This window comes from Sphingomicrobium marinum, from assembly GCF_026157105.1.
In the GTDB taxonomy this organism is placed as follows: domain Bacteria; phylum Pseudomonadota; class Alphaproteobacteria; order Sphingomonadales; family Sphingomonadaceae; genus Sphingomicrobium; species Sphingomicrobium marinum.
Genome location: NZ_JANPVQ010000001.1, coordinates 249,099 through 269,337 on the forward strand (window position 1 = coordinate 249,099; position 20,239 = coordinate 269,337).

Sequence of the window (20,239 nt, forward strand, 5' to 3'; positions counted from 1 at the left end):
ACAGGCGCAACGCGCGCAAAAAGAAGACCCCCGCTCCGGGGGCGTGGAGCGAGGGTCACCTAGCGTTCGTCACGCAAGGCGATAACGACGTCCGGATAACAGGGGGAAACTCCGGCTCTTGCCGCTATCGACTTCTTATCTAACGCGAACTGCCTTTCGCCAACATGAACAGTTTCGTTTAAAGACTATAGTCTTTAGCCCTACTTTTCGGGGTCGACGAAGGTGAACTTGCTGTCCGAAACGCCCACGTTGTAGCGCTGGTTGTCGAGCCGCACGGCGGTGCGCTTGTTCTGCGCATCGATCGCGGTCCAGCCCTCGAGCTGCAGACCGCCCGGGGCCGAAGCGCGTTTGGTGAACGCCAGGATCAACGTGCCGAATTCGGGACGCCGCGAATCGCGGGCGCGAACGATCACGACGCGCGGATCATCGCTCGGCACGATGCGGGCAATGCGCGACAGGTCGGGCTTGTCGTCCAGCAGCGCAGCAAGCGGCGATTCGGAGATCTTCCAGCTCGACTTCTGCTTCACCTCGTAATCGAGGAAGTAGAGCCGTTTGCCGTCACCCACCATCAGCATGTTGGCGTTTTTGCCATAGTCGAAGCGCACCTTGCCCGGGCGCTTCATCGAAAGGGTGCCCGAAATCGAGCGACCCTTGCCGTCGGTCTGGGTGAAATTGGCGGTCATCGTGCTGGTCGCCGAGATATGGCGTTCGACCTGATCGATGGTCGGGGCCTGCTGCACCGCGGCAGGCGCGGGCGCGGCAACCATGGCAACTGCGGCCACGGGGGCCAGAAACGTAGTGAATTTCATCACAAATCCTCAAAAGCTTGTTCGGTGCCTTACTGGCAGTCCGGGGTTGAATGCGTGGTGAATTCCCGCGTTCCGCGCGGTTAAGGTAAAACGAGCGCTAAATCGGATTACCGTCCGGGTCGATCAGGACTTCGCGCCGCCCGACATGATCGGGGCCCGACACCAGCCCCTCCTTCTCCATCCGTTCGATCAAGCGCGCCGCGGTGTTGTAGCCGACGCGCATCTGGCGCTGGAGATAGCTGGTCGACGCCTTCTGGCTTTCCGCTACAATCTGGACCGCCTTGCGGAATTGTTGCGTCTCGGCGTCGTCTTCGCCGACCGGCTGACCGTCGAACAGATAGCCGCCATCTTCGGGCTCCTCGGTGACCGCCTGGATATAGTCGGGATGCCCCTGTGCGCGCCAATGATCGGCAACGCGGCGGACTTCGTCGTCGGACACGAAGGGACCGTGGACGCGAATAATCTTCTTGCCGCCGGGCATGTAGAGCATGTCGCCCTTGCCGAGCAGCTGTTCGGCGCCCTGCTCACCCAGAATGGTGCGCGAATCGATCTTGCTGGTGACCTGGAAGCTGATGCGGGTGGGCAGGTTTGCCTTGATCACGCCGGTGATCACATCGACCGACGGCCGCTGCGTAGCCATGATCAGGTGGATGCCGGCGGCGCGCGCTTTTTGCGCCAGCCGCTGGATCAGGAATTCGACCTCCTTGCCCGCGGTCATCATGAGGTCGGCAAGCTCGTCGACCACCACCACAATCTTGGGCAGCGGCTCGTACTCCAGCTCCTCGATCTCGTAGGTCGGCTGGCCGGTGTCGGCATCGTAACCGGTCTGCACCTTGCGCTCCAAGGTTTTGCCCTTGGCCTTGGCCTCGCTGATCTTCTTGTTGAAGTTGGCGATCGATCGGACCGACAGGTTGGCCATCATGCGATAGCGTTCTTCCATCTGCTCGACCGCCCATTTGAGCGCGCGGATGGCCTTGCTGGGCTCGGTCACGACGGGACTAAGCAGGTGCGGGATATCGTCATAGATACTTAGCTCGAGCATCTTGGGATCGATCATGATCATGCGGCAATCGTCGGGGCTCATCCGGTAGAGCAGCGAAAGGATCATGGCGTTGAGGCCGACCGACTTGCCCGAGCCGGTGGTGCCGGCGACGAGAAGGTGCGGCATCGGCGCTAGGTCCGCGATCACCGGCTCGCCCGAGATATTCTTGCCCAGGATGATCGGCAGGCTCATCGACTGGCTGTCGAACGCTTCGCTGTCGATCAGCTCGGACAGCATGACCATGTCGCGCTGCTGGTTGGGCAGTTCGATCCCGATGACGCTGCGCCCGGGGATGGTCGCGACGCGCGCCGACAGTGCGCTCATGTTGCGCGCGATATCATCGGCCAGCTGGATGATCCGGCTGGCCTTGATGCCGCTCGCGGGTTCGAGCTCGTACATGGTGACGACAGGCCCCGGCTTCACCTCAACGATATCGCCGCGCACCGAGAAATCCTCGAGCACGCTTTCAAGCAGCCGCGCGTTGCGTTCGAGCGCGGCCTTGTCGATCTCGTCGTTCTGCCCTTCCTCGGCCGGTGCCAGCAGGTCGAGCGAGGGTAGGTCGTAATTGTCGCCAAGCGCCAGTGTCGTCTGCTTGCGCGGCGCGGCCTTGGCGCTCTTTGCCCGCACGACCGGCCCCTTGGGTTCGGCGACCTTGGGTTCGCGGCGCGGCGGTGCGACCTCCTTGCGCGCGCCCAGCTTGCGCTTCTTGGGCGCGGCGACCTTGGGCTTGGGCTTGCGCTCGAACAGCGGTGCGATCCAGTCGATATCGTCATCGCGAATGCCGAGCGCGAGAATGAAAAGTGCCAGTCCGCCAACCAGGCCAACCGCCATCAGCGACAGGCGCACCGGCCCCTCGATGCCGCTGTCGCCGATCAGGCCGAGCAGGCCGTCAAAGCCTTGCGCCCCGGCCATGCCGAGGACACCGCCCCACCCTCCGGGCAGGCCGCTCACCGCATCGGGCGCCATCAGCCCGATCGCCGTGCCGAGGATCAGCAGCGACAGGAAGCCCAGTCCCCACTGTTTGGCGGGGCGCCCTGGCTCCGTCAGCCGGATCATCCGCGTTCCGATCACCAGCAGCATCGGAACGATCAGGATTGCGGTCAGGCCGAACAGGGTCAGCGAAATATCGCTCGCCATCGCGCCTGGCGTACCGAGCCAGTTGGCGGGCGGCCCCGCGGCTGCCGTCGACAGGTCAGGGTCGTTGCGATCGTGCGTGGCGAGCGCGATTGCCAGCCCCAGCCCGAGCGCGACGACGACGAAACCGCCGATCCGGCGGCTGATGCGCCGCGTGCTATCGGCCAGCTTGTCCTGCCACTTTTCCTGAGCCTTGGTCGCCATGTCTTCCCCTTTGAATACGGACAGAATGCCCGCTGGTGGACTCCGCGGTCAACGGGGTATCGGCAGGCGGTGTTTGAAGCTAGGAATGGCGGGATGGAAATGCGCGTGATCATCCTTGGTGGCGGCCTTGTGGGATTGGCCCTTGCAGCAGCGCTCGACAGCGCCGGCCTGACCTCGACCGTCATCGACCCGGCGGACCCTGAAAGCCGCCTCAATGCGAAGTTCGATGGACGCACGAGCGCGCTCAGTTCCTCGTCCAAGCGGATGTTCGATTGCGTCGGCATCAGCGATCATTTCCCCGAACCCGGCAATCCGATCAGGGTCATCCAGGTCTCCGACGGCCTGCTGCCCGGCGGGTTGGCCTTCGATCCGCAGGAAGAGGGCGAACCGCTCGGCTGGATGCACGAAAACCGCCATTTACGCGCAGCACTGCTGGCGCGCGCACGAGCGGGCGAACATATCGACCTGCGCTACGGCACCAAGCCCGCCAGTATCGAACGCAATGAGTTCGGCGTGACCGTCATACTCGACAATGGAGATGTCGTGAAAGGTGCCTTGCTGGTCGCTGCCGACGGACGCAATTCGCCGATGCGCGAGCAGGTCGGCATCCGCACGGCCAACTGGCGGTACAATCATGCCGCGATCGTCTCCACGCTCCAGCACAGCAAGCCGCATAACGATATTGCGTACGAGATTTTCTATCCTGCCGGGCCGTTCGCGCTTCTTCCCATGACCGATGACCGGAATGGCCATCGCAGCGCGATTGTCTGGTCGGTCCATGCCAAGGATGCGCCGGGTTACCTGTCGCTTTCGGACCAGGAATTCGCCGCCGAAGCGCAAGCTGCGATGGGCGATGTGCTGGGCGACATTAAGATGATCGCGCCGCGATCGACCTATCCGCTCGGTTTTCACCATGCTGCGCGTATTACCGATAATCGTCTCGCGCTGATCGGCGATGCCGCGCACGGCATCCACCCGATTGCGGGCCAGGGCGTGAACTTAGGTTACCGCGATGCCGCCGCGCTGGCGCAGGTGCTGGTCGAGGGCGCACGGCTCGGCCTCGATCTCGGCGATGCCCAGCTGATGGAGCGCTATCAGCGCTGGCGCAGCGTCGATACGATGATGGTCGCAATGGCCACCGACGGCCTGGCAAGAATTTACGGCATTCCTGGTAAGACAGCCTCGAAAGTCCGCCGTTTCGGGATGAGCCTGATCGATCGCATTGGACCGCTGAAACAGCGGCTAATGGATGAAGCGCGCGGGAACAGCGGTGATTTGCCGCTATTGCTGCGCGGGCTGCCGATCTAGCGCTTACTGCAGCGTCTGGTCGGCTGCCGCGCCGCCGGGCGCCATGCGCTGGAAATGCATTAGCTGGGTCACGAGTTCGGCGCGTCCGCCCAGTGTCTTTTCCTCGAGCAGCGCCTGCTTGGCGCCGATATCGAAGGGGGAAACCTGCGCGATGGCATTGACCAGCGTCTCGTCATCGAGCCGCGACACCTGGTCCCAGTCGACTTCGAGTTCCAGCGCTTCACCGAAGGCGCGGGCTTCGCGTTCGACCTCGCTGCGCATCGCGGCGCTGAGCGCGTCGGGCTCGCTATCATCGAACGCGGCGAGATCGACATCTGCCTGGCGGTAGAGCGTATCGACCTCGGCTTCGCGGATCCACCGAAAGCGCTTCACGCCCTCCAGGATGATGTTGAATCGACCGTCCTCCAACTCTTCCATGCCGACGATCGCGCCGAGGCAGCCAACCTTGTGGAGCGGCGCGTTTTCACCGTCATGTACGGGCTGGATCATGCCGATCTCGCCTGAGCGCGCGACCGCATCGCGGATCATGTCGCGGTAACGCTGTTCGAAAATGTGGAGCGGCAGTTGCGCGCGCGGAAAGAGTAGCGCCCCGGCAAGCGGGAAGATCGGGATCCGCGCAGGCTCTGCCCCCATCATGTGAAAAGAACAGCCGACAGTCGCCGGCGCTGTTTGGATGACCAGTCGTCTTCCAGCCCAGCGGCCTCGAGGAGCTGCAGGAACTTGGTCTTGGCGGCCCCGTCGTTCCATTCGCGGTCGCGCTGAATAGATTCCAGCAGCTGGTCGGCCGCGCCATCGCGGTCGCCCGATGCCATCAACGCCTGCGCCAGCTCGAAGCGGGCTTCATGGTCGTCGGCGTCTTTTTCGATGCGCGCCGTCAATGCGGACGTGTCGACCGGTTCGGCGGCTTCGGTCGGTGCGCCCGTCACTTCGAGCATTGCACGGACCCGGCTTATCGCGGGATCGTCACTGTCCACGCCCTCGAGCAGCGCGGCAGCGGCGTCCTTGTCACCCTTTTCGAGATGGGTTCGGGCCAGCCCGCCGATGACCTTTGGATGATCGGGCGCGATCTGCTGGAGCTGCGTGAAGATCGCCATCGCATCGTCAACCGCGCCGTTGTCGAGCGCATCCTCACCCATCGCGATCGCCTGGTTGAGCTGCTCTTCCTGGTCGGCGCCTTCGCCCTTGACCGGAAGCTGCGCCAACACCTGGTCCAGCGCCTGCTTGATCGCGCCGGGGGTGCGATATTGCGTCAGGTCGGCCACTGGCTGGCCCTGGTAGATCGAATAGACGGTAGGCACCGATTGGATGCGGAACTGCTGTGCGATGAACTTCTGTTCGTCGATATCGACCTTGGCGAGCATTACGCCCTTGTCGGCATAATCGGCGGCGACCTGTTCGAGCACGGGCGACAATTGCTTGCACGGTCCGCACCAGCTTGCCGTGAACTGGACGATGACAAGCTTGTCCATCGACGGCTTCATCACCTCGGTCTCGAAGCGCTTCACGGCCGTTTGCTGTTCTTCGGTCAGCCCTGCGGTTGCCACATCATTCTCCTGAATTTGCTGTGTCCGGCATATGGGAAGGCAAAAGCGAAATCAAAAGGGTTGCATGGGGAGCAAGGCGTTGCTAACTGCCCGCCACCCACCGGAAGCGCACCAGCGAATCCGGTAGCCCAAGTGAGCGGGCGTAGCTCAGGGGTAGAGCATCACCTTGCCAAGGTGAGGGTCGGGCGTTCGAATCGCCTCGCCCGCTCCATTCTTCCTTCAGTTCAAGAACTGCAGCTAATCCGGCAGACCTCGCCTAAGCGCGGCGACCTGCTTCTTCACGGCAGCAACCGGATCATCGGCGTTGGCAGCGGCATCGACGATTGCCGAGCCGCTGATCACCCCTGCAGCGCCAGATGCCAGCCCTGCGGCGACGTGTTCGGCCGTCGAAATACCAAAACCGAGGATCGGCGGCGGTGCGTCACGCGCAGCCAGCTTTTCGAACAAGTCGTGGTGCTGCAACTCCATATCGCTGCGCTGCCCCGTTACGCCCGCGCGCGCCACACAATAGGTATAGCCCTCGCCGAGCGACGCGATCCGATCGAGCGCCGCATCGCCGGTATTGGGCGCGGCAATGAAGATCGGCGCGATGCCCGCTTTCTTGCATGCGGCGGCGTAAGGTTCGGCCTCGAGGCTGGGGACGTCGGCGACCAGCAAGCTGTCGACGCCAGCCGCTGCTAATTCTTCGCAGAATGCGTTCAAGCCCCTCGCCGCGACGATGTTGGCATAGGTAAGGACGCCGACCGGTACGTCGGCGTGACGGCGGCGAAAGCGGGCGAGCATGTCGATGCAATCCTGCGTGCGCACCCCGGCATCGAGCGCGCGCTTGGACGCGGCCTGAATTACAGGGCCGTCGGCGACGGGGTCGGAAAAGGGGATGCCGACCTCGATCATGTCGGCGCCGCCCTCGACCATCGCGTCGAGCATTTTTTCCGACGTTGCGATGTCGGGATCGCCGAGCGTCAGGAAGGTGCCGAGCACGCCGCTACCGTTTGCGAACATGGCATCGTAGCGGTTGTTCACGCGAGCAGCTCCTGCGCCTGGGCGCGGCCAGCACCTGCCCCCAGCAGGTCCTGCGCCCGTGCCATGTCCTTGTCGCCGCGGCCGGAAAGATTGACCAACAGGATTTTCTCCTCACCCGCCGCTTCGGCCTTTTCGATTTGCTTCAAAGCATGCGCAACCGCGTGCGCGGTCTCGAAGGCGCAGATGATGCCTTCCTTGCGCGCCAGCAGCTGGAACGCCGCGAGCGCCGCGTCGTCCTTGACGCCGACATAGGTCGCCCGACCGATGTCCTGCAGGAAGGCGTGTTCAGGGCCGACCGCGGGATAATCGAGGCCTGCCGAAATCGACCAGCTATCGCTCACCTGCCCGTCTTCATCCTGCAGCAACATCGTTTCCGCGCCGTGGAGGATGCCGCGGCGGCCCTTGCCGAGTGTGGCGCCGTGATCCGGAGTGTCGAGCCCCTTGCCTGCCGCTTCGCAACCGATCAGCGCGACATCTTCATCATCGCGAAACGCATGGAAGATGCCGATCGCGTTGGAGCCACCACCGACGCAGGCAATCACGCTGTCGGGCAGCCGTCCCTCGGCCTCGAGCATCTGGCCGCGCGCTTCCTCGCCGATCACCGCCTGGAAATCGCGAACCAGGCTGGGGAAGGGGTGCGGCCCCGCCACGGTGCCGAGCAGGTAATGCGTGTCGGCAAAACGCGCGGTCCATTCGCGCAGCGCCTCGTTGACCGCGTCCTTCAGGGTGCAATCACCCGATGTCACAGGGATAACCTCGGCGCCCATCAGCTCCATGCGAAACACGTTGAGCTGCTGACGTTCGACATCGTCCTTGCCCATGTAGATGCGCGTCTCCATGCCGAACATCGCGCCGGCGATCGCGGTAGCGACGCCATGCTGGCCGGCACCCGTTTCGGCGATTAGCCGGTTCTTTCCCATGCGCTTGGCAAGCAAGGCCTGCGCGATCACCTGGTTGGTCTTGTGCGCGCCGCCATGAAGCAGGTCTTCGCGCTTGAGGTACAACCGTACCCTGTCCGATCCGATGTTGCGGCAGCGCGTCAGCGGGGTCGGGCGTCCGGCATAGGTGCGCAGCAGATGATCGAGCTCCGACTGGAACGCGTCATCGACCATCGCCTCAAGATAGGCTGCTTCCAGCTGCTCGAGCGCGGGCACCAGTATCTCCGGGACATAGGCGCCGCCATAGGTGCCGAACCGGCCATCCATCTTCATCAAACTTGCTCCCGTGCGGGGCCGCGCAAGGCGGCAAACAAGGCGTCGATCTTGGCCGGGTCCTTGACCCGCGGCCGCGCTTCGACGCCCGAACTCGTATCTATTCCGTAAGCGCCAATCGCTGCGGCGTCGGCGGCATTTTGCGGTGTGATTCCACCGGCGATGAAAGCGTTTGAAAGGTCGTCGCGCCCTTCAAGTGCGCTCCAGTCGAAACTGCATCCGGTGCCCCCTCTCTGGCTACCGCTGACCGTGTCGAACAAGGTGCGGTGCGCGGCGCTGCGCGCGCCGTCAGCACCATTTTCGTCGACGCCCGCCAGCGCCCAGATTTCGACGTCTTCATCTAGCACCGCCCGGAGCGCTTCGATGTCGGTATTCCCATCATGGAGCTGGACGGCGCCCAGCTTGAGTGCGCGCGCTATCGCGGCGATTTCGTCGGGCTGTGCATCGCGGAAGACTCCCACAGGCTTCAATCCGCTTTCGCGAGCGAGCTTCGCCAGTCGGTGTGCCGGCGGATCGTCGAGCGCGCGCGGCGTACCGGGCACGAGGATTAGCCCTGCGTGGGTCGCACCCGCCTTTGCGGCGTGCAGCACGTCTTCTTCGCGCGTGAGACCGCAGATCTTGACGGCACCGTGCACCAGTTCGCGTGCGGCAAGATCGATGTCATTCGCCGCCATCAGATGGCTGCCGACAAGGAAGCCATCGACCAGCGGGCCGAGTCGTTTGACGTCGGCGCGTCCCTTGATCCCGCTCTCGCTGATCAGCGTGGCTCCGGAAGGCGCCAGTGGCGCGAGCCGTTCGGTCACGGCAAAGTCGGTCGTCAGCGTCTTGAGGTCGCGATTGTTGATACCGATAAGCGTGGCGCCAAGCGATGCCGCGCGCGCCATTTCGTTTTCATCATGGACTTCGACCAGCACGTCCATGCCCAACCGGGCCGCTTCCATGAGGACGTCTGCTGCGGTCTCGTCATCGAGCACCGAGAGCATGCACAAGACGGCATCGGCGCCATGCGCGCGCGCTTCGGACACTTGCGCCGGGTCGACGATGAAGTCCTTCGCGAGGATCGGCCCATCAAACTGCGCGCGTAGTTCGCGCAGCAGTTCGAGCGACCCGCCAAAATCTTCGCCGTCGGTCAGAATGCTGACTGCATCGGCGACGGGCGCGTAGGCCTTGATCGCGCTTTCGGGCGAATGTTTCGCGACATGGCCCGACGGGCTCCTGGGTTTCACCTCCATGATGAAGCGCGCGCCGGGCTGGCGCAGCGCGGCGATGAGGCTGCGCGTCGTCGGCTCGGCTTTCACCGGTCCATCAAGGCGCGCCGCAACTTCGCCGCGCTTGCGCGCCACGATCCGGGCGAGGACGTCAGCTTCGGGTGGCATCGACATAGTCCGACGCTACCTTGCCTGCCGCGCCCGATCCGAGCGCGTCCAATGCCATCGCGGTGGCCTCCTTGAGCGTGTCCGCCTTGCCCGCCGCAAACAGCAAGCCGCCTGCATTGATCGCGACGATATCGCGCTCCGCCTTGATGCCGCGACCCGCGAACAGTTCGGCGAGGCGATTCGCGTTCTCCACCGCGTCGCCGCCCGTCAGCACCTTGAGGGGTGCAGGCTCGATACCCGCATCTTCGGGCGCGATGGTGAATTCGCTGAGTTCCCCATTCGAGAGGCGAATGGCGCGCGTGTCGCCGTGCAACGCGATTTCATCGAGCCCCGATCCGTGCACCACCAGCGCTTCTTCCACGCCCTGCGCTTCGAGTACCTTGGCAATGCGGCGCATGATCGCAGGATCGGCGACGCCCAGCAGCTGCACACGCGGATGCGCCGGGTTCACGCACGGGCCGAGCAGGTTCATCACCGTGCGTACGCCAAGCTGGCGGCGCACCGGCGCGGCGTGTTTCATGCCAGGGTGATAGGCGGGGGCGTAGAGAAAGCAGAAGCCGAGTTCGTCGAGCATCTTGCGCGACGCTTCGGGGCTTACATCCATCGATGCGCCCATCGCTTCGAGCACGTCGGCGCTACCGCATCTGGAACTGACTGAGCGGTTGCCGTGCTTGGCGACGGGGAGTCCGCACGCCGCGGCAACGAAGGCCGCGGCGGTCGACACGTTGATCAGGCTCGATCCGTCCCCGCCCGTCCCGCAGCAGTCGGCGAAAAGATAGTCGGGGCGATCGAAGTGCGTCGCGGCAGACGAAAGCGCGCGCGCCGCGCCGATCATCTCCTCGGGCGTCTCGCCCTTCATGCGCAGCGCGATCAGCATGCCGCCGATCTCGCCCGGCTCGAGACGGCCCAAGACGAGGCGCTCGAACAAATGTTCGGCGTCCGCGCTCGGCAAATCCTCGCCGGTCAGGAGCTTGGGCATGGGATTGGGAACGGGTCCCGTATCTTGGGGTAAGGTCATGGTCGCGCCTTCAGGCATTTGCGGGTTCCTTGGCTAGATGGATTTGGGCCCAATCGGCCAGCGCAGCGGCAAGCCGGTGGCCCAGCGGGGTCAAAATGGATTCGGGGTGGAATTGGAGGCCGAGCTGCATCGCGGCCTCGTCGCGGATTGCCATTGCCATGCCCTTGATCTGGGCATCGACGGTGAAGTTGCCGGGAAGCTCGGCGACTGGCGTGCACAGCGAATGATAGCGCCCGATGGTGAGCGGATCGGGCAGGCCCGAAAAAGGGCCGCGCCCGCCATGCACCAGCGCGCTCGTCTTGCCATGAACCGCCTGCGGCGCGCGTGAGACGACACCGCCCGCCTGCTGCACGATCGCCTGATGGCCAAGGCAGATCCCGATTAGCGGTATCTTGGCTTTTGCCAGCCCGATCAACTCGAGGCAGCATCCTGCCTCGTCGGGGGTGCCGGGGCCGGGCGACAACATGATCGCCCCGCCGTCGGCCATTGCCAGCGCGTCTCGAGCCGCGATGCTGTTGCGCACCACGCGCACCACGCGCACCTGCGCGCCTCCTGCGCGCATCGCGTCGACCAGGTTGAAGGTAAAGCTGTCGCGATTGTCGATAAGCAGGATCTTCATGCCGCGGCTCCCAGCGCGCTCAGCACCGCGCTTGCCTTGGCGCGCGTTTCAGCGGCTTCGGCGGTGGGATCGCTGTCAGCCACCACGCCCGCGCCGGCGCGCACTTCAGCCACGCCATCGCGCACCAGTGCCGAGCGGATAATCACCGCGCTGTCGAAACCGCCCGCACCCGTCAGCACGCCGATCGCGCCGCCATAGGGCCCGCGCGCGCTCGTTTCGACCGAACGGATGAGTTCGATCGCCTTGAGTTTGGGCGCGCCCGAAAGCGTACCGACATTCAGGCAGGCGCGGATCGCATCAATGGCGTCGCGACCCTCGTCGAGCTCGCCCTGCACCGTCGAAACAAGGTGCATGACCTTCGCGAACCGCTCGACCCGCAGCAGGCTGGTTACCCGCCGCGTGCCAGGCTTGGCGACGCGCGCGATATCGTTGCGACCAAGATCGACGAGCATCAGGTGCTCGGACACTTCCTTCTGGTCGAGCCGCAGGTCGGCCTCCTGCCGGTCATCGGCGTCGTTCGTATCCCCGCGCGGACGCGTTCCCGCAATCGGGCTGACGGATACGATACGCCCGCGCACCTCGACACCGTTTTCGGGCGAGGCGCCGAACAGGGTGCCGTAGGGCGTGTCGGCATAGAAATTGTAAGCGCTGGGATCGGCCTTCACGAGCCGGCGGAAAGCCTGGATCGGCTCCGTGCACGGGGCTTCGAACGTACGGCTCGGTACCGCCTGGAAGATGTCGCCTGCGAGGACATGACCTTTCAGCTTCTCGACCGTCGCTTCGAATTGCGCATCGTCGATATCGGGACTGGCGACGATGTCCGGCGCGTCTTGGAGAGCGGGAACCGGCGCTTGCTCGATCCGCGCTACCGTGCGCGACAGTCGCTCGACGCCAAGCGATTGCAGCCGATGCGCTGTCGCCTGGTCGTCATGTCCCGCCACCAGCGCCAGCACGCGGGCCCCGCCACCCGGCTCGACGACCACCAGCGTCTCGGCCAGTCGGAAATAGAGATCGGGAAAATCGCCGTCGGGCCGGGGCGGCAATGTCTCGACCATGTCGACATGGTCGAAGCCGATCATGCCCAACGCGGCGAGCGCATAAGGCTCGTCCTTGTCGTGGAAGCGGATCGCGGAGGTCAAGGCGCGCAGTGTATCTAGCGCGCATGGCGCTGCGGCGCGCACTGCTTCGTCGGGATCGTCCGATCGTTCGAAGCGCAGGCGCAGCCTGTCGCCGTCGACCTTTGCGCCCAGCCTTTCGGCGATGGGCCCGAGCAGCGCGGTGCCATTCTCGCTTACCGCATGGATCGCTGCGTCGCCGCCCGTCGCCTCGAGCTCGATCGCATGGTCGACGAGGATCAACGCGGTTCCGCCGGTGCGGCGAAAGAACAGGCGGGCGCGACCTTCGGCATGCAATGCCGCGAACAGGCTGACCGGATCGACGGCCCCGGAGAGCCGCCGCGACAATATGGTCGCTTCGCCTCTCCGGATCTGTCTCACAGTTCGCGGCCCAATGCGCTCAGCATCGCCGACAGCTGGCCGCCCAGCGCTTCCATCTGGTCAGGGTAGAGCGATTGCGGGCCGTCGCTGAGCGCGCTGGGCGGATCGTAGTGAACCTCGACCATCACGCCGTCGGCGCCCGCCGCGGCTGCCGCCAGCGCCATCGGCGCAACCAGTTCGCGCTTGCCCGTACCGTGGCTGGGATCGACGATCACCGGCAGGTGCGACTTCTGCTTGAGCAGCGGAACGGCGGCGAGATCGAGCGTATTGCGCGTTGCCGTTTCAAAGGTGCGGATGCCCCGTTCGCACAGGATCACGTCATCGTTGCCGCTGGCCATGATATATTCGGCCGCCATCAGCAGGTCGTCGATCTTGGCGGCCATGCCGCGCTTGAGCATGACCGGCTTGCCCGCACCGCCGACCGCCTTGAGCAATTCGAAATTCTGCATGTTGCGCGTGCCGATCTGGATCGCGTCGGCCTTCTCGGCGAGCAGATCGAGATCGCGCGTGTCAACGAGTTCGGTGATGATCGGAAGGCCGACCTTGTCGCCCGCCTCGCGCAGCAGATCGAGCCCTTCGGGCCCATGTCCCTGGAAGCTGTAGGGCGAGGTGCGCGGCTTGTAGGCGCCGCCGCGCAGCACGCGTGCGCCAGCCTTCTTGGCTGCTTCGGCGCTGGCCTGCACCTGCTCGGCATTTTCGACGGCGCACGGACCCGCGATCAGCGCGAACTTGCCCCCGCCGATCACCGCGTCGCCGATCGCGATGCGGCTGTCATGCGGGTGCAACTCGCGGCTCACGAGCTTGTAAGGCGACAGGATCGGTTTCACGCTTTCAACCGACGGTTCGGCGTCGAAACCGAGCTCGGCCAGCACGCGCTCGTCGCCCAGCGCGCCCAGCACGACGCGTTCGGCGCCGGGCATGTGCAGCGGTTTCAGTCCCTTGGCCTTGATCTTGTCGAGCAGGCGATCGACCGTCTCCTCGGTCGCTTCGGGTTTCATCACGATAATCATGTCAACTTACTCCATTGGGGGCGTGGAGAGCGGACATGAAAAAGCCCGCTCGCGGCGGGCTTCGATAAGTCTGCGTGTCAGGCAGGGTCAGTCGGTCGCGCGCCAGGATATGGACGAGCGCCACCACCAGCCGGCGAACGCGGCTGCCGAATCGGTGATGGGTGCGAACTTCATCATTGCCCGCGTAACTTCCGTCTCTTCTCCAACATGTCAACCCGTTCGTTGCGCAGAACAAAAGGGTTGCAATCGGCCTGATCGATCCCTAGCAGCTCGTTCCACTGTTTTAACACGATGGAACAAGATGACCGATTCGCCCCTTAAGGATCTGGCTGTTGCGATGGCCGGACTGGAAAGTCCCGAAGAAGCCGAAGCTTTTCTCAAGGACCTGTGCACGCCCACCGAACTGCGCGCCATTTCGGAGCGCTGGCATGTCGCGCGCCTGCTGGCACGCGGGGACAAGACCTACCGGCAGATTCACGACGAAACCGGTGTGTCGACGACGACCATCACGCGGGTCGCGCGCTTCCTCAACGCAGAAGAAAATTGCGGCTACCGCGCGATGATCGACCGGCTGGAAGGAAAAGAGGGATGAGCCGCCTCCACCTTGCCATCCAGAAGAAAGGCCGCCTTGCCGACCAGAGCCGCGACCTGCTCAAGCAGGCGGGGATCAAGGTGCAGGATACCAAGACGGGCCTGACTGCGCGCGCTACCAATTTCCCGCTCGACCTCATGCTGGTGCGCGATGACGACATCCCCACCTTTGTCGGCGACGGCGTGTGCGAGCTCGGCATCGTGGGCCTCAACGTGCTCGAGGAATATCGGCTCGGCCAGGACGAGGACGACGTCGAGATCATCGCGCGTCTGGGCTTCGGCAGATGCAAGCTGATGATCGCCTGCCCCGAAAGCGAGGCGTTCGACATGTCCGCGCTCGAGGGCAAGCGCATCGCGACCTCTTACCCGCGCATGACCAGGCGTTTTCTTGCCGAGAGCGGCATCAGTGCGGAGACCGTTACGATGCAGGGCGCGGTCGAACTCGCGCCGCGGCTGGGCATTGCCGATTATGTCTGCGACCTGGTGTCGTCGGGACAGACGCTCGAGGCCAACGGTCTCAAACCGGTAGAAACGGTGCTCGAAAGCGAGTCGGTGCTGGTGCGGACCCTCAAACCGATCGACGGGGCGATGGCCGAACTTGTCGACGCGCTCAAGGCGCGCACCGATGGCGTCATCGCCACCAGCGAAAGCAAATATATCGTCCTCAATGCGCCCGAAAATGCGCTCGAAGACATCACCCGCATCCTGCCCGGCGCCGAAGCACCGACCGTCATGCCGCTGCTGGGTCGGCAGGGTCAGGTCGCGGTGCAGGCGGTGTGTCAGGAATCGGTGTTCTGGGAAACGCTCGAGCAGCTCAAGGGCGCGGGCGCGCGCGACATCCTCGTCATGCCGATCGAAAAGATGATGCTCTGATGACAATGGTAGACTGGAACAGTGCCGATGACTCCCAGCGCCGCGCCGCGCTGGCCCGGCCCGATATGCGCGGTGCCCCCGAACTGCGCGCCCGTGTCGCAGCGATCGTCGAGCAGGTAAAGGACGAGGGCTGGCCCGCGCTCGAGCGGTTGGCGAGGAACATCGACGGCGCGCCGCCCGTAAAGGTCGCGGTGGGCCCCCATGCTGACAAAGCGCGCGAAATGTTGGGACACGAAGCGATCGATGCCATCGAGATGGCGTGCGCCAATATCGCCCGCTTCCATCGCGAGACCCTGCCGCGCGATACCGAAGTGGAGACCATGCCGGGACTGCGCGTTGCAAAGCGCTGGGTACCACTGTCGTCAGCGGGGCTCTACGTGCCGGGCGGCAAGGCGCCGCTATTCTCGACCTTGCTGATGCTCGCCGTTCCAGCATTGGTGGCCGGTGTCCAGCGGCTCGAAGTCGTTACCCCGCCGCGACCGGATGGCGGGCTCGATCCTGCCGTGGCTTACGCCGCGCAGCTATGCGGCATCGAATCGATCTGGACCGTGGGCGGTGCGCAGGCCATCGCCGCGCTTGCTTTCGGGGCTGGCGAGATACGTCCCGTCGATCGCATCTGCGGACCCGGCAATGCCTGGGTCGCGGCGGCAAAGAGCATCGTATCGTCGATGCCCGGCGGCCCCGGTATCGACCTGCCCGCAGGACCCTCCGAACTGATGGTGATTGCCGATGCGAGCGCCGATCCGTCGGTCGTTGCCGCCGATCTGCTCAGCCAGGCCGAACATGGCCCTGACGCCCAGTCGATTATCGTCAGCACCGACACGTTCGTCATCGACCGCGTCCTCGCCGAAGCGGGGGCGATGATCGCCGACATGGGAGGGGCGTTTGCGCCGCTCAGGGCGATCAAGTGCGACACGCTCGACACGGCTTGCCAGATCGCCAACGCCTACGCGCCTGAACATCTGAGCCTCGCGACGCAAGACGCCGAACGACTGGTCAACCGGATCGTCAATGCGGGCGCGATTTTCGTTGGCGGCGGCGCGGCCGAAACGCTCGGCGATTATCTCGCCGGGTCCAGCCACGTCCTGCCGACCGACGGTGCGGCGCGCTTTACCGGAGGCGTCACGTCGCTTTCCTTCATGAAAGCGATCAGCATCCAGCGTGTCACCGATGAAGCGGCGCGCTGTCTCGCCGCGCCGGCGGCCGTGCTGGCCCGTCTCGAAGGCCTCGAAGCGCACGCGCGCGCCGCCGAAATCCGTGTCCGGAAGGTGGACGCATGAGCCTCGCCGACCGCCTCGTGCGTCCCGACCTCAAGGACCTGCCCCCCGTAGATCTCGCCGGGGCGCCAATCCCGGGGACGATCCGTCTCGACGCCAACGAGAATCCGTACGAACCGCTTGCCGGCGGCCCGACGATCAATCGTTATCCCGACCCGCAGCCTGCGCCGCTTCGCGCCCGGATGGCCGATCTCTACGGCTGCCAGCCCGACCAATTGTGGGTCACGCGCGGCAGCGACGATGCCATCGACCTGCTCTGCCGCGCTTTCCTGCGTCCGGGTGAAGATCGCATCGTCGTCGTCGAGCCGACTTTTTCCGCTTACGCCCAGTTCGCCCGCATCCAGGGCGCCAAGGTCGATGCGGCGCGCCTCACCGATGATTATGTCTTCGACGAGCAAGCGGTGCTCGATGTATGCAAGCAGGGCATTGCGCCGAAGCTGCTGTTCCTGTGCACACCCAATAATCCAACCGCTACGCCGATCGATCCGGACGCCGTGCGCCGTATCGCCGCGGCGTTGCCCGACACGCTTGTGATCGCCGACGAGGCCTATGGCGAGTTTGCCGACACAACGAGCCTTGCTCTTGAAGTCGGCGGCAACATGGTTGTCTTGCGTACGCTGTCCAAAGCCTACGGCTTGGCGGGCGCGCGCATCGGCTGCGCCATCGCCGATCCCGAGATCATCGATTGGCTCGCGCGCGTCTCGCCGCCTTATCCGCTGCCCACGCCATCGATCGACGCCGCGATGAAAGCACTCGCGCCCGAACGGATGCCGGTACACCAGGCGCGGATCGAAAAGCTGCTTGCCGACCGAACAGGCCTTGCGCAGCAGCTACGCGGTGTCGATGAAGTGCGAGCGCTTTACGAGGGCGGCAGTTACCTTTTCCTCATCGTCGCCGATCCCCAGGATCTTGCGCGGCGCCTTGCTGCTGCCGGGGTCAAGGTCCGCTTCCGGCCCAACGCGGCGCCGGGCGGCGTGCGGGTCAGTATCGGTACCGACGCCGAGAACCGCGCCCTCCTCGCTGTCTTCGGTATCAGCGCTGAACGCCCGCAGGGCCGCCGCGCCGCGATCACGCGCGACACGGGTGAAACCGCCATCGTTGTCGAGGTCGATCTGGATGCTGATGACCCCAAGCGTCGCATCGATACGGGCATCGGCTTTTACGATCACATGCTCGACCAGATCGCGGGCCACGGGGGCTTCGGGCTTACCCTCGCCTGCACGGGCGACACGCACATCGACGGCCACCACAGCATTGAAGACGTCGCGCTCGCGCTCGGCGAAGCGCTCGACGCGGCCGTCGGCGACCGTAAGGGTATTGGCCGTTTCGGCTTCGCGCTGCCGATGGACGAGACGTCTGCCGAAGTGCTGATCGACCTGTCGGGTCGCCCTTTCGCCAAGTTCGACGGCGACTTCAGCGACGAAAAAGTGGGCGATTTCCCGACCCAAATGACGCCGCACGTCTTCCGCAGCCTTGCCGACAGCATGCGCGCCGCGATCCACGTGAGGGTCAAAGGCGACAACGACCACCACAAGGTCGAAGCCTGTTTCAAGGCGTTCGGCCGCGCGCTGCGGCAGGGCCTCGCCACGGCGGGCGGCGGGGGTGTGCCCTCGACCAAGGGGGTATTGTGAGCCTCGCTATACTCGACCTTGGCTACGGTAACACCGAATCGATCCGCCTCGCCTTCCAGCGACTCGGCGCGGACCCGATCCTCGTGTCCGATCCCGCGAGCGTTCAGGCTGCGTCGAAAATCGTGCTGCCCGGCGTCGGCAACGCTGGATATGGCATGCAGCGGCTCGAAGAAGCCGGCCTCATCGCTACGCTCAAACTGCGCAACAAGCCTGCGCTCGGCATCTGCCTTGGCATGCAGATGCTTTTCGAAGCATCGGAAGAAACCGATCGCCCTTTGCTCGGCATCCTGAAGGGCAAGGTGAGAGCGCTCAAGCCCGCCAAGGGCCGGCCTGTCCCGCACATGGGTTGGACAAAGGTCAGTAACGTTGCGCCCGGCATCGGGCTGTCTGAAGGCGACCACCTCTATTTCGCGCATAGTTTCGCTTGCCCCAAAGGCCCGACCATGGCCGCGCGCGTCGACTATGGCGGGCCGATCCCGGCCGCGCTGCGCCACAAGAACTGGTGGGCTGCACAGTTTCACCCCGAACGGTCCTCCGGCCCCGGTGCCAACTTCCTGAAGGCCTTCCTCGCCGCATGAAGCTGATCCCCGCCATCGACCTCATGGACGGCAAGCCCGTCCGCCTTGCCCAGGGCGATTTCGATCGCCGGACCGACTATGGTGAGAGCGCTGCGGATGCGCTTGCCATGTTCCTGATCCAGGGTGCCGAGTTGACGCACATCGTCGATCTCGACGGCGCCAGGGCAGGCGAGCCGAAGCAGCACAACCTCATTGCTGCGTTGGCACCCATCATGCCGGTGCAGGTTGCCGGCGGTTTCCGCTCGCGTGAGCAGGTCGGGGACATGTTCGAAGCCGGCGCCGCGCGCGTCGTCATCGGCAGCCTCGCCTTGTCGCGTCCGCAAATTTTCATCGAGATGCTCAACTGCTACGGCGCCGAACGCATGGTGCTCGCGCTTGACGTGCGTCTCGAAGACGGTGTGCCCTATGTCGCGCGCCACGGCTGGCAGGAGACCTCGACCAGCACGCTCGACGAGGTGCTCGCCGACTTTCCTCGCGTGCGGAATATTCTCGTCACCGATATCGGGCGCGACGGCATGATGACCGGGCCCAACGTCGCGCTCTATCGAGCGTTGAAAGAAAATTATCCCGAACTGCAGGTGCAAGCCTCGGGCGGCGTGGCCAGCCTCGGCGATCTCGACGAGTTGCGCGAAGCAGGCGCCGATGCGGCGATCACCGGCAAGGCCATCTGGGGCAAGACATTCTCGGTTGCCGAAGGGGTGCAGCGTGCCCGTGGCTAGGATCATCCCCTGTCTTGATGTCGCCGACGGCAAGGTCGTCAAAGGCGTACGGTTCAAGGATCACCGCGTCATTGGCGAGGTCGTCGACCACGCGCTGCGCTACCGCGACGAGGGCGCCGACGAGCTCGTCTTCTACGACATCACCGCGAGTGCCGATAAGCGGACGATCGACCCGAAATGGATCCACGATGTCGCTGCGGTCATCGACATTCCCTTCGCGGTCGCCGGCGGCATCGACAGCGTCGAGACGGCCGAAGCCTGCCTTTCGACGGGCGCCGACAAGGTGTCGGTCAATTCCCCCGCGCTAACCCGGCCCGATCTCGTCGCCGAGCTCGCCGATGCGTTCGGCAGGCAATGCGTCGTGCTCGGCATCGACAGCTATGAGGATGAGGGCGGCACCTACCGCGTCAAGCAATTCACCGGTCGCCCCGAATCAACCGTCGATACCGGGCGCACGATGCTTGATTGGGCGGGCGAGGGTGCGGCGCTCGGGGCGGGCGAGATCGTGCTCAATTGCATGAACCGCGACGGCGTGCGCCAGGGCTATGACCTCGCGCAGCTTCGCGCGCTCACCGACGCCGTTGACGTGCCCGTCATTGCCTCGGGCGGTGCCGGCAAGGCCGAACATTTTGCCGAAGCGTTCGACGCCGGATGTTCGGGCGCGCTGGCGGCCAGCGTCTTTCACGACCGACGCATCGCCATCGCGGACCTCAAGGACTATCTGGATGCCCAAGGTTGGGAGGTGCGCCGATGAAGCTCGACTGGGACAAGATGGA

At 64.7% G+C, this 20,239-nt stretch carries 19 protein-coding genes and 1 tRNA gene; 9 read left to right on the forward strand and 11 right to left on the reverse strand.

The genetic code is table 11. The annotated features are described in order from the left end of the window. Positions 1–200: 200 nt before the first annotated feature. Both NUX07_RS01280 and NUX07_RS01285 read right to left on the reverse strand, forming a co-directional pair. Positions 201–809 (reverse strand): LolA family protein, encoded by a 609-nt coding sequence (locus tag NUX07_RS01280; RefSeq protein ID WP_265528201.1) that lies wholly within the window; start codon positions 807–809, stop codon positions 201–203. A gap of 97 nt (positions 810–906) precedes the next feature. Further along, on the reverse strand, positions 907–3,189 hold the full coding sequence (locus NUX07_RS01285) for a DNA translocase FtsK (RefSeq protein ID WP_265528202.1): 2,283 nt from the start codon (positions 3,187–3,189) through the stop codon (positions 907–909). A 93-nt stretch (positions 3,190–3,282) separates the two neighbouring features. Here NUX07_RS01285 and NUX07_RS01290 point away from each other — a divergent pair, with 93 nt between their 5' ends. After that, complete coding sequence (locus tag NUX07_RS01290; RefSeq protein WP_265528203.1) at positions 3,283–4,497, forward strand: FAD-dependent monooxygenase; 1,215 nt, start codon at positions 3,283–3,285, stop codon at positions 4,495–4,497. A gap of 3 nt (positions 4,498–4,500) precedes the next feature. Here NUX07_RS01290 and NUX07_RS01295 read toward each other — a convergent pair whose 3' ends face one another. After that, positions 4,501–5,133 (reverse strand): LON peptidase substrate-binding domain-containing protein, encoded by a 633-nt coding sequence (locus tag NUX07_RS01295; RefSeq protein WP_407696136.1) that lies wholly within the window; start codon positions 5,131–5,133, stop codon positions 4,501–4,503. Beyond that, positions 5,130–6,041 carry a tetratricopeptide repeat protein gene (locus NUX07_RS01300; protein ID WP_265528205.1) on the reverse strand — a complete coding sequence of 304 codons (912 nt, stop codon included), beginning with the start codon at positions 6,039–6,041 and terminating at the stop codon, positions 5,130–5,132. Before NUX07_RS01300 ends, NUX07_RS01295 begins: the two co-directional genes overlap by 4 nt. A gap of 136 nt (positions 6,042–6,177) precedes the next feature. Between NUX07_RS01300 and NUX07_RS01305 the strand changes: the two genes are divergently transcribed. Beyond that, positions 6,178–6,252: transfer RNA gene (locus NUX07_RS01305), tRNA-Gly, on the forward strand. A gap of 26 nt (positions 6,253–6,278) precedes the next feature. Here the strand turns inward: NUX07_RS01305 and trpA are convergent. Genes trpA through aroF form a run of 7 tightly spaced genes read right to left on the reverse strand, consistent with a single transcriptional unit; the run spans position 6,279 to position 13,794 of the window. Beyond that, positions 6,279–7,064: a tryptophan synthase subunit alpha gene (trpA, locus tag NUX07_RS01310; protein WP_265528207.1), complete on the reverse strand. Its 786-nt coding sequence runs from the start codon at positions 7,062–7,064 to the stop codon at positions 6,279–6,281. Next, on the reverse strand, positions 7,061–8,275 hold the full coding sequence (trpB, locus tag NUX07_RS01315; protein WP_407696155.1) for a tryptophan synthase subunit beta: 1,215 nt from the start codon (positions 8,273–8,275) through the stop codon (positions 7,061–7,063). Before trpB ends, trpA begins: the two co-directional genes overlap by 4 nt. Next, the gene (gene trpCF / locus NUX07_RS01320) at positions 8,275–9,657 is read right to left on the reverse strand and encodes a bifunctional indole-3-glycerol-phosphate synthase TrpC/phosphoribosylanthranilate isomerase TrpF (protein ID WP_265528210.1); all 1,383 of its coding nucleotides are present in this window, start codon (positions 9,655–9,657) and stop codon (positions 8,275–8,277) included. The genes trpB and trpCF overlap by 1 nt, the downstream gene beginning before the upstream one ends. Further along, entirely contained in the window at positions 9,635–10,669 is a 1,035-nt protein-coding gene (gene trpD / locus NUX07_RS01325) for an anthranilate phosphoribosyltransferase (protein ID WP_265528211.1), read from the reverse strand. Before trpD ends, trpCF begins: the two co-directional genes overlap by 23 nt. Before the next feature lie 10 nt (positions 10,670–10,679). Continuing rightward, positions 10,680–11,288, reverse strand: coding sequence for an anthranilate synthase component II (locus NUX07_RS01330; protein ID WP_265528212.1), 609 nt, complete (start codon positions 11,286–11,288; stop codon positions 10,680–10,682). Then, positions 11,285–12,784, reverse strand: coding sequence for a chorismate-binding protein (locus NUX07_RS01335; protein ID WP_265528213.1), 1,500 nt, complete (start codon positions 12,782–12,784; stop codon positions 11,285–11,287). The genes NUX07_RS01330 and NUX07_RS01335 overlap by 4 nt, the downstream gene beginning before the upstream one ends. Continuing rightward, entirely contained in the window at positions 12,781–13,794 is a 1,014-nt protein-coding gene (gene aroF, locus NUX07_RS01340) for a 3-deoxy-7-phosphoheptulonate synthase (protein WP_265528214.1), read from the reverse strand. The genes NUX07_RS01335 and aroF overlap by 4 nt, the downstream gene beginning before the upstream one ends. 301 nt (positions 13,795–14,095) lie before the next feature. Between aroF and NUX07_RS01345 the strand changes: the two genes are divergently transcribed. From NUX07_RS01345 to hisF, 7 genes are read left to right on the forward strand one after another with little or no spacing between them, the layout of a single operon-like run. Beyond that, positions 14,096–14,386: a YerC/YecD family TrpR-related protein gene (locus tag NUX07_RS01345; RefSeq protein ID WP_265528215.1), complete on the forward strand. Its 291-nt coding sequence runs from the start codon at positions 14,096–14,098 to the stop codon at positions 14,384–14,386. Next, positions 14,383–15,258, forward strand: coding sequence for an ATP phosphoribosyltransferase (hisG, locus tag NUX07_RS01350; protein WP_265528216.1), 876 nt, complete (start codon positions 14,383–14,385; stop codon positions 15,256–15,258). The genes NUX07_RS01345 and hisG overlap by 4 nt, the downstream gene beginning before the upstream one ends. Then, positions 15,258–16,538 (forward strand): histidinol dehydrogenase, encoded by a 1,281-nt coding sequence (gene hisD, locus NUX07_RS01355; protein WP_265528217.1) that lies wholly within the window; start codon positions 15,258–15,260, stop codon positions 16,536–16,538. The genes hisG and hisD overlap by 1 nt, the downstream gene beginning before the upstream one ends. Then, positions 16,535–18,166: an imidazoleglycerol-phosphate dehydratase HisB gene (gene hisB / locus NUX07_RS01360; RefSeq protein WP_265528218.1), complete on the forward strand. Its 1,632-nt coding sequence runs from the start codon at positions 16,535–16,537 to the stop codon at positions 18,164–18,166. The genes hisD and hisB overlap by 4 nt, the downstream gene beginning before the upstream one ends. Further along, entirely contained in the window at positions 18,163–18,744 is a 582-nt protein-coding gene (hisH, locus tag NUX07_RS01365) for an imidazole glycerol phosphate synthase subunit HisH (protein ID WP_265528219.1), read from the forward strand. Before hisB ends, hisH begins: the two co-directional genes overlap by 4 nt. Beyond that, positions 18,741–19,463, forward strand: coding sequence for a 1-(5-phosphoribosyl)-5-[(5-phosphoribosylamino)methylideneamino]imidazole-4-carboxamide isomerase (locus NUX07_RS01370; RefSeq protein ID WP_265528220.1), 723 nt, complete (start codon positions 18,741–18,743; stop codon positions 19,461–19,463). Before hisH ends, NUX07_RS01370 begins: the two co-directional genes overlap by 4 nt. After that, positions 19,456–20,217: an imidazole glycerol phosphate synthase subunit HisF gene (hisF, locus tag NUX07_RS01375; RefSeq protein ID WP_265528221.1), complete on the forward strand. Its 762-nt coding sequence runs from the start codon at positions 19,456–19,458 to the stop codon at positions 20,215–20,217. The genes NUX07_RS01370 and hisF overlap by 8 nt, the downstream gene beginning before the upstream one ends. Positions 20,218–20,239 lie beyond the last annotated feature (22 nt).